Source organism: Shuttleworthella sp. MSX8B (genome assembly GCF_000524295.1).
Taxonomy (GTDB): Bacteria; Bacillota; Clostridia; order Lachnospirales; family Lachnospiraceae; genus Shuttleworthia; species Shuttleworthia satelles.
The window spans coordinates 1-11,525 of sequence record NZ_JAQT01000018.1; the positions used below are offsets into that span (position 1 = coordinate 1).

11 protein-coding genes, 2 tRNA genes and 1 pseudogene are annotated in these 11,525 nt (G+C 54.5%); 1 reads left to right on the forward strand and 13 read right to left on the reverse strand.

Annotated elements, in window-relative coordinates; genetic code table 11:
* A partial coding sequence (locus HMPREF1508_RS10450; protein ID WP_207636309.1) for a hypothetical protein occupies positions 1 to 213 on the forward strand: 213 nt, incomplete at its 5' end.
* A gap of 11 nt (positions 214 to 224) precedes the next feature.
* Here HMPREF1508_RS10450 and HMPREF1508_RS04805 read toward each other — a convergent pair.
* The 13 genes and pseudogenes from HMPREF1508_RS04805 to glpK all read right to left on the reverse strand — a co-directional run bounded on the left by HMPREF1508_RS04805 (position 225) and on the right by glpK (position 11,481).
* Positions 225 to 313, reverse strand: a tRNA-Ser gene (locus HMPREF1508_RS04805).
* Positions 314 to 368: 55 nt separating this feature from the next.
* Positions 369 to 454: transfer RNA gene (locus HMPREF1508_RS04810), tRNA-Ser, on the reverse strand.
* Between the two features lie 195 nt (positions 455 to 649).
* Positions 650 to 1,141: a DNA topology modulation protein FlaR gene (locus tag HMPREF1508_RS04815; protein ID WP_242834502.1), complete on the reverse strand. Its 492-nt coding sequence runs from the start codon at positions 1,139 to 1,141 to the stop codon at positions 650 to 652.
* A 240-nt stretch (positions 1,142 to 1,381) separates the two neighbouring features.
* Positions 1,382 to 1,884 (reverse strand): annotated as a pseudogene (locus HMPREF1508_RS09925) (PLP-dependent transferase); the annotation flags it as partial.
* Between the two features lie 2 nt (positions 1,885 to 1,886).
* Positions 1,887 to 2,684: a Fic family protein gene (locus tag HMPREF1508_RS04825; RefSeq protein WP_044959963.1), complete on the reverse strand. Its 798-nt coding sequence runs from the start codon at positions 2,682 to 2,684 to the stop codon at positions 1,887 to 1,889.
* A gap of 33 nt (positions 2,685 to 2,717) precedes the next feature.
* Positions 2,718 to 3,416 (reverse strand): 2-C-methyl-D-erythritol 4-phosphate cytidylyltransferase, encoded by a 699-nt coding sequence (gene ispD / locus HMPREF1508_RS04830; protein WP_044959966.1) that lies wholly within the window; start codon positions 3,414 to 3,416, stop codon positions 2,718 to 2,720.
* A gap of 60 nt (positions 3,417 to 3,476) precedes the next feature.
* Positions 3,477 to 4,508: a tRNA (adenosine(37)-N6)-threonylcarbamoyltransferase complex transferase subunit TsaD gene (tsaD, locus tag HMPREF1508_RS04835; RefSeq protein WP_044959969.1), complete on the reverse strand. Its 1,032-nt coding sequence runs from the start codon at positions 4,506 to 4,508 to the stop codon at positions 3,477 to 3,479.
* A gap of 218 nt (positions 4,509 to 4,726) precedes the next feature.
* On the reverse strand, positions 4,727 to 5,638 hold the full coding sequence (locus tag HMPREF1508_RS04840) for a ribonuclease Z (protein WP_044959972.1): 912 nt from the start codon (positions 5,636 to 5,638) through the stop codon (positions 4,727 to 4,729).
* Positions 5,632 to 6,159 carry a ribosomal protein S18-alanine N-acetyltransferase gene (rimI, locus tag HMPREF1508_RS09660; RefSeq protein WP_198015567.1) on the reverse strand — a complete coding sequence of 176 codons (528 nt, stop codon included), beginning with the start codon at positions 6,157 to 6,159 and terminating at the stop codon, positions 5,632 to 5,634. Before rimI ends, HMPREF1508_RS04840 begins: the two co-directional genes overlap by 7 nt.
* A gap of 34 nt (positions 6,160 to 6,193) precedes the next feature.
* Positions 6,194 to 6,937 (reverse strand): tRNA (adenosine(37)-N6)-threonylcarbamoyltransferase complex dimerization subunit type 1 TsaB, encoded by a 744-nt coding sequence (gene tsaB / locus HMPREF1508_RS04850; protein ID WP_006906630.1) that lies wholly within the window; start codon positions 6,935 to 6,937, stop codon positions 6,194 to 6,196.
* A complete protein-coding gene (tsaE, locus tag HMPREF1508_RS04855) occupies positions 6,934 to 7,365 on the reverse strand; it encodes a tRNA (adenosine(37)-N6)-threonylcarbamoyltransferase complex ATPase subunit type 1 TsaE (protein WP_044959974.1) in 432 nt (143 codons plus the stop codon). Before tsaE ends, tsaB begins: the two co-directional genes overlap by 4 nt.
* Before the next feature lie 110 nt (positions 7,366 to 7,475).
* Positions 7,476 to 9,932 carry a Tex family protein gene (locus HMPREF1508_RS04860; RefSeq protein WP_044959977.1) on the reverse strand — a complete coding sequence of 819 codons (2,457 nt, stop codon included), beginning with the start codon at positions 9,930 to 9,932 and terminating at the stop codon, positions 7,476 to 7,478.
* 34 nt (positions 9,933 to 9,966) lie between these two features.
* Positions 9,967 to 11,481, reverse strand: a complete 1,515-nt coding sequence (gene glpK, locus HMPREF1508_RS04865) for a glycerol kinase GlpK (RefSeq protein WP_044959980.1) — start codon at positions 11,479 to 11,481, stop codon at positions 9,967 to 9,969.
* Positions 11,482 to 11,525 lie beyond the last annotated feature (44 nt).

An 11,525-nucleotide genomic window follows, 5' to 3' on the forward strand; every position in this document is an offset into this window, starting at 1 on the left:
GATTCTCTTAGAATCTTTCAAGGTTGTTTCATTGTTCAGTTATCAAGGTTCTTGCTTGCACTCGCTCAAGTGACAGCTGGAATAGTTTACCGCAGCCGTTATTTCCTGTCAAGATTTTATTCTGTCTCCTGTGGAAATATCCTTGCGCAGTGCATCGACTATATTATCATTCTCCCTCCTGCATGTCAACGCGACATTGTGGTGAGTTTGTGATAATTGTCGAGCGGAGATGGAGAGATTTGAACTCTCGCGCCGCGTTAACGACCTACTCCCTTTCCAGGGGAGCCCCTTCGGCCAGCTTGGGTACATCTCCAAAGCATGATCGATCTCTCAACCATATATCATTGTCGGATCCGAAGATCCGCCAGCGGAGAGGGTGGGATTCGAACCCACGCGCCCTTGCGGACAAACGGTTTTCAAGACCGCCTCGTTATGACCACTTCGATACCTCTCCAAGCGTCTGTGCCTTAACAGCACGAAAATTATATTATCACAGCAAATTTCAGAGTGTCAACAAAGAAAAGCGTTTTTCTCCATTTTTGCTATTTTTCAGGGCACGGCAATCCCACGTCTTAAAACAAGGATCTTCATATGCAGTCTCCTATCTGTCTTCAGATGCGCTGTGAAGTTGCCTCTTGTACATATATAACTATAACCAGTCAAAACACTCATACAGGTCTCGCTGATTACAGATCACAAGAGTTTTTCCCTTCATATTTTTTGTTATATCCTGATAGACATTTCTTTGAGATGCCACTCTTCCATCCCAGAGAATCCAGCGCAGGAACTTCCAGTCGAATTTCTCCGGACAATCAGTCCCCATATCTGGCCTGGTTTTTCCCTTGTATGTTAACCATCTCTTTATCACTCTCAGCGCACATGGTATTCGTCCGTACAGGAGCAAAATTATGAGATCCGCCTCTTCTAATCTGCGCTGAAATTCCAACTTGGTGTAGTTTCCGTCAATGACCCAGGCATCCTTTATATCCATAAAGCTCTTACATATCTGTTGTTCGTCTTCTGCCTGACGTTCACCCCAGTTGGGTAGCCAGTGTACCTGATCCAAGTGAAGAACTTCTATTTGATATTTATCAGCAAGTTTCGTTGCCAGCGTGGATTTACCGGAACCACTGTAGCCCATGATTACTATCTTACGGGGTTTTTTGCTCATATGCTTTGCCCTTCCATAATGAATCACTCCTCAATGTTTTTCCCGCATATCCATATCCTCCACAAACTTTGATTTATCGTTTCAACCTACAATTCATATTTCTCCCAATCCTCGGCAGATTCTATTACCGGAATCCAACGATCAATCTCAAATTTTTCTTTGACACATGGATCCGCATAAACGTCTACGATAAGTGTACCATTTTGCCTCTTGTTCCATTCGCAAGTGCAGGGTTTCCAGTCCGACACCGAGGTAGAAGGCATTCTGCGGAGAGGGAATGGATCCCAGATCGCGCATCAGGTTCGTTGTCATTTTGACAATATAGGCAGCCCGTGCTTATGGGCAGCTTTTGCAAATTTCTCAAAATCCAGGATTTGCAGCGAGGGATTCGAAATCACTTCTCCAAAGACCATCCTGGTGTTGGGCCTGAACTTGGACTCCAACTCTTCTTCGGAAATATCGGGATCTACAAAAGCAGCCTCGATGCCCATGTTTTTCATCGTGTTCGCAATCAGATTATAGGTCCCACCGTAAATAGCGGAAGACGCGATAACATGATCGCCCGCATCCGCAATATTGAATATGGCATAAAAATTCGCCGCCTGGCCCGATGATGTTAAAATGGCCGCCACTCCGCCTTCCAGCTTGCAGATCTTGTCCGCAACCGCATCATTTGTTGGATTGGCAAGCCTTGTATAGAAATACCCTGCTTTCGTTACTCCGGCACTTTCCAGTACCCATTTTTGCTTGCGCCATAACGGATAATCTTCTTTTCTTCTTTCAGACTCGCCAGTATGCGCTGCACCTGTCTCTGTGTCAATCCCAGCGATAATGACAGGACCTTTGCCGTAAGCCTGCCGTCCTGCCGGAGAAGCTCCAGCACTTTATCCTCATTTGTTACGACATTTCTTGCGACATTTATTACGACATCATTATTGTCTGTCTTGCCCTGATTCTCACTCAGTTCCTTTAAGGCATTGCGGATCATACCAAGCATGAATTCCACAAACTCTGCGGAATCCCCCGCATTATCAGCCTTCTGCAGCACTCGGTAGTATTCTGTCTGATTCGCATGGACCAGATTTTCCACCGGCAACCACGCAAACAGGTCATTCCATTTCTGAAGGATCAGGGACTGCCAGAGCCGTCCGGTCCGTCCGTTCCCATCCGCGAAGGGATGAATAAATTCAAATTCATAATGAAAGATACAGCTTTTTACCAGAGGATGATATTTGGATTCCTTCAGCCAGGTCATCAATTGTGAAACCAAATCAGGAACGTATCTCGCCGGTGTGCCGGCATGGATCAGCTGATCACCGGCATACACGCCTACATTGCCGCTGCGGAATCTCCCTGCTTCTTTTACCAGGCCTTCCATCATCAGCTTATGCGCAAAAAGCAAATTCTTTACATCGTAAGGATCAAGCTCAGAAACACGCTCATATGCTTCATAGGCATTCTTCACCTCCCGGATATCCTCCGGCGGGCCAAATACATGCTTCCCGTCGATCACATCGCTGGCGATTGAGCAGAATCCACCCTCGCCTTAAATCTGAGATGGGTTCCAGCCTCGCCTGCGCAGAATGATCTCCGCCAGCAGAAGGTCCTCAGGTGTCGTTACCTTGAGATTCTCATAGCTGCCCTCAATCATATAGAGCTTCTTTCCGATCATCAGCTCATAGATCGCCGCGTCATCTGTCGCCCCGCTTCTTTCCTCCTGCAAATACTTTCTGTAAGCCTCCTTAATCTCCTCTGTCAAAAAGCACTGGGGGGTCTGCACCTGCCAGAGTCTGCTTCGATCCGGTGTGCAGATCACCGACTGATCCTCTCCCACTTCCTTAATCGTATCCTTGACGGGCATCCCCATAGCGCAGGCGTCTCCCCTGGAAATAACGGCAAGAGCTGTATTGATCTCCTCTGCCCGGATCAGCGCCCTTGCCCCGTCGTGAATCAGGACCTGTCCCCCGTCCACCTTCTGCAGACCGGCGAAGACAGAATCGCAGCGTTCCCTGCCACCGGCCACAATAGAGCTCACCTTATGAATCTGATACCGTTGAAGAATCTCCTCCGCGCGGTCCCGGTCAAGCGGATCCACAACAAGAACGACGCGGTCTACAAGCGATTGCTCATAGGCGAGCAGGCTATAGGCCAGAAGAGGCCGCCCAAGAAGAAGCAGGTACTGCTTCGGGAGCTTGCCTCCCATACGCCTTCCCTTACCGGCTGCAAGAATGATTGCACTCACCATATTTCATATCCCCATTGCGACCCGATCGCCGCCCTGTGCCGTCCATGTCGGCAGATGGCCTTAACGCTCTCCCAGCTTAAGTCCCGGCACAGCGTTGAGATCCCAGCCGCTGACAGCTCCTCTGGCAAAATCATAGTAGGCAGCGGCTCCGATCATGGCCGCGTTATCCGTACAGAGGATGGGGGAAGGCCGATAGAACTTGACCCCATGCCGATCACAGGCCGCCTGCATGGCCTCGCGGAAGGCGCCGTTTGAAGCGACGCCGCCCGCAATGGCCATCTTCTTCAGATGGAACTCTTCCATAGCCATCTCGGCGTGATCCACCAGCGCCCCCACGACGGCCTTCTGAAAGGAAGCGGCTACATCCGCCCGATTGACCGCTTCTCCCCTCATTTGCATCTGATTTAAATAGTTGAGAACCGCAGATTTCAGACCGCTGAAGGAAAAATCATAGACGCTGTCATTGACATGCGCCCTCGGAAACGCGATGGCATCGGGATTTCCCTCTCTTGCCTCTCTCTCTATCTTGGGCCCGCCGGGGTAGCCCAGGCCAATGGCTCTGGCGACCTTGTCAAACGCCTCTCCTGCTGCGTCGTCTCGGGTCATACCCAAAATCTCATAATCCCCATAATCCCTGACCCTGACCAGATGGGTGTGGCCGCCGGACACCACCAGGCACAGGAAGGGAGGTTCCAGGTCCGGATTCTCAATGTAATTGGCGCTGATATGTCCCTCGATGTGATGGACCCCCAGGAGGGGAAGTCCCTTGGCATAAGCGATGGCCTTGGCCGCAGAAACACCCACCAAAAGAGCTCCCACCAATCCGGGGCCGTAGGTCACGGCAACAGCGTCCACACCATCCAGGTCTGTATCCGCCTCCTTCAGGGCCTGTGCTATCACCTGGTTAATCCGCTCCGTATGAGCCCGGGAGGCAATCTCCGGCACGACGCCGCCGTAGAGGGTGTGAATGGGAATCTGCGTGCTGATCACATTGGACAAAACCTTGCGGCCATCCACAACAATGGCTGCCGCCGTCTCGTCACAGGAGCTCTCAACAGCGAGGATACGACGAATTTCCTTCTTTTCAGACATAATCTCTCCCTCTCGGCGCAGGTGTTTTTACGGATGCCTGCTTCCTCTGCCCGCCGGCATATACATTTTCGCAGGCACTCGTTTCCTTTGTTTTTCGGCACATGACATTCCTGCTCGTGTCGGCCCGGCTATTTTACGGATACTTACTTCCTTTATCCGCCTGCACATGGCGCTTTCTCCCGTGTCGATTCAAATATTTTTACGGGCCCTTGCTCCCTTTATTCCTCCGGGAAATCCAGGGTACAGCTTCTTCCATCCCAGCCCAGGCTGGCATTGGGGAATATCTCTGTCACCTGATCCATATAACGGGCCGCCCCCACTAAAGAGGGGGAGAAATGGGTCAGCCAAAGCTCCTCTGCCTTCGCCTCCCTGGCCAAAGCGGCGGCCTCCGCAAAGGTCATATGTTTCTTCTTCCTGGCCTTTCCGGCATCCTCCGGATCCCCGTACATGCCCTCGCAGATAAAGAGATCCGCGCCCGCAGCCGCGTCAGAGATGGCCGGCGTCGGTCTGGAGTCTGTACAGTAGGTCAGCTTGATCCCTCTGCGGGCAGGCCCCATCACCATTTCAGGCCGGTATACCCTGCCATCCATCTCAACCCTTTCGCCCTTTTGCAGACGGTTCCATGCCTTCAGGGGAATCTCCTGCCTCCTGGCAGCATCGGCGTCGAAGCGGCCGGCCCGGGGAATGGAAAGGGAATAACCATAACAGGTCACATTGTGATTGACCCGAAAGGCCTGTATCCGGTATCCAAAGAGGTCAAACTCCTGCGTCCTGTCCTCGATTTCAACCATGCGAACCTCAAAGGGCAGCTCCTGGGCAATGGACCGAAGAGCAGTCACCACGCGAACCAGGCCCCTGGGGCCGATCAGGGTCACCGGATCGGTGCGATCGGCGTTACCCATGGAGAGTAAAAGACCCGGAAGGCCGGAAATGTGATCGGCATGGTAGTGAGTAAAGCAGATGACATCGATCGGATTCGGGGAAATCCCAGCCTCCTTCATGGCGATCTGTGTTCCCTCTCCGCAGTCAATGAGCAGGCTGTGCCCATTGAATCTTGTGACCAGCGCTGTCAGCCAGCGCCGGGGCAGGGGCATGGTTCCTCCCGTCCCCAAGAGGCAGACGTCTAACATGGTTTCTCCTTTTCCTCCGGCAAATCCAGGCGCAACAGCAGGGCGTCCTCGACAGGGTGCCGGTAAAAACGCGGTCTCAGGCCCACAGACGCAAACCCGTTTCTCTCATAGAGACAGATGGCCGGGACATTGCTCTTTCGCACCTCCAGAAAAATGCCCCTGAGGCCAAGATCTCTCGCTTTTTTCTCGAATTCTGTCAGCAGCTCTGTCGCGCAGCCCTGCCTTCTGGCATCAGGATGGCAAGCAATCGATACAATCTCGCCCTCGTCCACCGCGAAATAGCAGAGCAAATACGCAAGGACGGTCTCCTCCTGTCCGGCGGAAAAATCCCCTGAAGACCTCTCCTTTGCCGGGACTAAATCTCCTGAAGCTTCCCCCTGCGTCAGAACCATAAGCAGGGCCTGATCATTCTTTAGGGCATCGGAAAAAGCTTTCCTGCTCCAACCGTCCGGGATGCTGACAGCCTCGATGGCCGCCATCTGATCCAGATCGCTCTCGGCCGCCAAACGAACTCTTCCCATACCCTTCTTCTGCCCGAATCCTTTTATCTCTCGATCAGGGATCTCTTCTCCGCGGCACATCAGACCCTCTTTTCTCTGCTGCCAACTTTTCTCTTCGCTCCCGCTCAGCCTGGGACAGGCGCAGGTAATTGGGGCGGAAGTCCTCTGCCGCCACAAATTCTCCCTTTTGGGCGTAGACATAAGCCAGAGCAGCGAGACTGGAAGCCCTCTGCACGGCCATGTGCAGGGGGGCGAAATGATAGTCAACCCGGCACAGGCCCTCTATCGTCTGCCGAAAAACCGGTACCCCGTCGCCCAGAAAGACAACCGGTCGCTTCCGGTCATTCACCCTCTCAAGAATCGCTTCTATACTCATGGCGGCCTGATCCATCAGCACCGTCAGTCCCCGGTCTGCAGACTGATAAAGACCGGTATAGGCCTGCTTCCTGCGGGCGTCCATGAGAGGACATATGAGCCTGTCGGTCCCCCAGCAGTTATAGGCGAGCGTCTCCAGGGTCGGAACCGGGATCAGAGGGATATCAAGGGCCTGCCCCAGACCCTTGACTGTGGCCGCTCCGATACGCAGGCCTGTAAATGAGCCCGGACCCGAAGTTACCGCAATCGCGTCAAGGGTCTTAAGATCCAGATCAATCATCCCGGCCAGCTGATCCAACATGGGCAGAAGGGTCTGCGAATGGGTCTTCTTATCATTGGTCGTATACTCGCCGATCAGACGATCATCTTCTGTGACTGCGACAGAGGCCACCAGGCCCGAGGCGTCCATGGCAAGGATTTTCACTCCTCTACCTCCTCAACTTGAATCCTGCGATAATCCAGTCCTTTTGACAGATCCTTGGCAATCCGAATCTCCGTGCGCCGATCGGGCAGGACTTCCTCGATCAGGTTGGCCCACTCAATCAGACAGACCCCCCGGCCAAAGATATAGTCATCAAAGCCGATCATTTGCAGCTCGTCAGGATCAGCGATCCGATAGACGTCAAAATGATAGAAGGGAAGGCGTCCCCCCTCATACTCCTGAACAATGGTGAAGGTAGGACTGTTGACATGGTCCTGGATCCCAAGCCCCCGGGCAAAGCCCTTGGTCAGGACGGTCTTTCCCACGCCAAGATCTCCCACAAGAGTAAAGACGTCGCCGGGCATGGCCCTCTCGGCCAGCATACGGCCAATCTCTCTGGTCTCTTCCTCGCTGTTTGTCTCGTAAACCATAGGGATTTTCCCTCCTGCTCAGAACAATGAAATATTCGTGGAGCGCATCCTCCATTGTCATGAATAAGGTCAGACAGATCTAAAGTCAGACAGATCACAGAGCCGGTAATTTACAGTTTGATCTTAGCCAGCGCCTTTAACATATCGGAATTGCCCAGGCCCTCAGAGATATGGTGTCTCTTGTCCTGCCTCTGTCCCTCTCTTCCGCGGTTTCGTCCTGATCCCGCATGCTCTCGGCCCTTTTTATCCTGCTTTCTCTGGTCTTTTCCACTCTTTCGGCGATCGCTGATGGCTCCGCCCCCGCGGACATTGCTCCCGGCGGAGGCTCTGTGACCCAGCCCTCCTCTACCGGATTTTTTATCCCGATCAGGATGATCTCTTCTGGCGGACATTTCCACAGGATTGCCCTGCGCGTCCACATCTCTGCCAATTCGCATGGACAGGGCGACGCGCTGCTTGTCCAAGTCAACAGCGACCACCTGCACGTCCACAATATCGCCGACAGAGACAGCCTCCAGCGGGTGCTTGATAAAGCGATCGGATATGCGGGAAATGTGCACCAGGCCATCCTGATGTACGCCGATATCCACAAAGGCCCCGAAATCAACGACATTTCTCACCGTGCCCTTAAGCACCATGCCGGGCTTCAAATCCTCCATGGACAAAACGTCCCGGCGCAGAATGGGCTGGGGCATATCCTGCCTGGGATCTCTGCCCGGCTTGGCAAGCTCCGTCAGAATATCCTCCAGCGTCATCTGCCCCAGGTGCAGCTCCTCGGCCATCTTCTGAATATCGCTGACCTCCTCGGCAATTCTCGCGATCCCGCCCTGACTGATCTCCTCCGGCCTGTGCCCCAGCCTGGCTAAAAGCTCTTCCGCCGCCTGATAGGACTCGGGATGCACGGAGGTGGCGTCGAGCGGGTTTTGTCCGTCGCGAATCCGCAGAAATCCGGCGCACTGCTCAAAGGCCTTGGGCCCCAGCTTTGGTACCTTAAGAAGCTGGCGACGACTTGTGAAAGACCCCTTCTCATCGCGATAGGCCACAATGTTCTTTGCGACCGGCGCGGAGATTCCTGAGATATAGGAGAGCAGGGAGGCGGAAGCCGTATTGAGATCGACGCCGACCCTGTTGACGCTGTCTTCGACCACGCCGCCCAGAGTCTCGGACAGCTTCTTCTGGTTCATATCATGCTGATACTGGCCTACGCCGATGGACTTGGGATCTATCTTGACCAGTTCAGCCAGAGGATCCTGTACCCGTCTCGCAATAGAGGCCGCAGATCTCTGTCCTACGTCAAAGGCGGGGAACTCCTCGCTGGCCAGCTTGGAAGCGGAATAGACCGAAGCCCCTGCCTCATTGGTAATGACATAGGATACCCGTTCGGGTATCTCCGCCAGAAGGTCCACGATGATCTGCTCAGACTCGCGGGAGGCCGTGCCATTGCCCAGAGAGATCAGGCTGACGCCGTACTTTTTTATCATAGCCGCGAGGATCTTCTTAGACTCTGCCAGCTTATTCTGGGGTGCTGTCGGGAAGATAACCTTAGTGTCCAGGACCTTGCCCGTGGGATCGACAACAGCCAGCTTACAGCCGGTCCGGAAGGCGGGATCCCAGCCCAGAACCGTCTGCCCGGCAATCGGCGGCTGCATGAGCAGCTGCTGTAAATTCTTGCCGAAAACCCTGATGGCCCCGTCCTCCGCGATCTCCGTCAGTGCGGAGCGAATCTCCCGCTCAATGGCGGGGGCAATCAGACGCTGATAGGCATCGGCGATCACAGCCGTCAGGACAGGCGTCGTGTAGACGTTCTCCGCGTTGATATAGCGGTCGGCGATCAGCCGCAAAATATCCTCTTCGGGGGCATGGATCTTAACCGTCAGGACCTTCTCCTTCTCGCCGCGGTTGATCGCCAGCACACGGTGACCCGGGACTTCCCTGATGGGTTCATCAAAGTCGTAATAGGTCTCATAGACGCTTCTGGCAGTCTCGTCCCTGGCTGTAGAGACGATGCGTCCCCGATCCCTGGTCATCTGTCGGATCGTCATGCGCAGGTCGGCATCGTCAGAAATCTGTTCGGCGATAATGTCTCCCGCACCGGCCAGAGCCTCCTCTGCCGACGTTACATCCTTTTGGGGATCAAGATATCCGGCTGCCTCTTCTAAGGCCTCTCTTGTCAGATTCTGTGCCAGAATGGTCTCCGCCAGACCGGTCAGGCCCTTCTCCCGGGCGATCATAGCCCGGGTTCTTCGCTTGGGCCGATAGGGGCGGTAGAGATCCTCTACCACAACTAAAGTCCTGGCCTCTTCAATCTTAGCCCTCAATTCCCCGGTCAGTTTTCCCTGCTCCTCAATGGCAGCCAGGACACTGGATTTCTTATCCTCCAGATTGCGCAGATAAACCAGGCGCTCCCCCAGATTGCGGAGGACTTCATCATTGAGTCCTCCGGTCGCCTCTTTGCGGTAGCGGGCAATAAATGGGATGGTGTTGCCCTCGTCGATCAGCCTGACAGCCGCCTCGACCTGGCTCTTCTTGACTCCTAACTCCTCTGTGAGCTCTAAAGCAATATCCAATATCTAACTCCTCAATTCACGTATTGCGGGCTTCTCAGTTTTCTTCTTCCTCCGCAAAATCCTTAGCCCAGCCAAAAGCATATTTGACCGCTTTATTCCATCCCCTGCGCTTTTTGTCCCTCTCCTCCTTCTCGATCTGAGGGATAAAGACACGGTCCAGCTGGATGTTCTTGACGACCTCCTCCTTGCTGGCCCAGAAGCCAACCGCAAGGCCGGCCAGATAAGCGGCTCCCAGGGCGGTGGACTCGACACAGGAGGGACGGTTGACCGGGCGGTCCAGCAGGTCTGCCTGGAATTGCATGAGGAAATTGTTGGCCGAAGCGCCGCCGTCCACCTTGAGAGAGCGCAGATCAATCCCGGAATCCGCCCGCATGGCATCGATGACATCGCATACCTGATAGGCGATCGACTCCAGGGTGGCCCGGATGATGTGATTCTTATTGGTGCCCCGGGTGATTCCCACGATTGTGCCCCGGGCGTACTGGTCCCAGTGGGGAGCTCCCAGGCCGGTAAAGGCGGGAACCACATAGCAGCCATGCGTCCCATGAGCCTTGTTGGCCCAGTACTCAGAGTCCTCGGCGGAGTCGATCAGCCGCATCTGATCCCGCAGCCACTGGATGGATGCCCCCGCCACAAAGATAGACCCCTCCAGGGCATAGTTGACCTTACCGTCCAGTCCCCAGGCGATGGTCGTAACCAGGCCGTTCTCAGAAAACACCGGCTTCTGACCGGTATTCATCAGGAGAAAACAGCCGGTCCCATAGGTGTTCTTGGCCTCCCCGTCCGCGTAGCAGGCCTGGCCAAAGAGGGCCGCCTGCTGATCTCCCGCCGCGCCGGCAATGGGGATCTCGGCTCCCAGGAAGGAGGAGTCCGCATAGCCGTAAATCTGCGATGAGGGAACCGGCGTCGGCAGCATAGCGGCCGGTATCTCCAGCTCTTCCAAAATCTCCTGATCCCACTCCAGACTGTTGATATTAAAGAGCATGGTTCTGGAGGCATTGGAATAATCCGTCACGTGCACCCTGCCCCCCGTCAGCTTCCAGATCAGCCAGGTCTCGACCGTCCCGAAGAGGAGCTCTCCTGCCTTTGCTCTCTTTCTGGCGCCCGGCACATTATCCAGGATCCACTTGATCTTGGTGGCGGAGAAATAGGCGTCGATCATGAGACCCGTCTTTCTGCGAAAAGTCTCCTCCAGACCCCTGGCCTTAAGCTCATCCGCGATGGCGCTGGTCCTGCGGCACTGCCAGACGATGGCATTGTAAATGGGCTCGCCTGTCTTCTTATCCCAGACAATCACCGTCTCCCGCTGGTTGGTGATGCCGATTGCCGCGATATCCGCCGCCTTTGCCCCGATCTTGGACATGGCCTCCACCGCCACTCCCAGCTGGGTGGACCAGATCTCATTGGCGTCGTGCTCGACCCATCCCGGCTGCGGGAACATCTGCCGAAACTCCTTCTGGGCCATGGAGCAGATTCTCCCCTCCTGGTCAAATAAAATACAGCGGTTGCTGGTAGTTCCCGCGTCCAGAGCCATCACATATTCTGCCATAATCAAGCCTCGCTTCCCCTTTAACAGGCGGCTCCCGAAAGAAG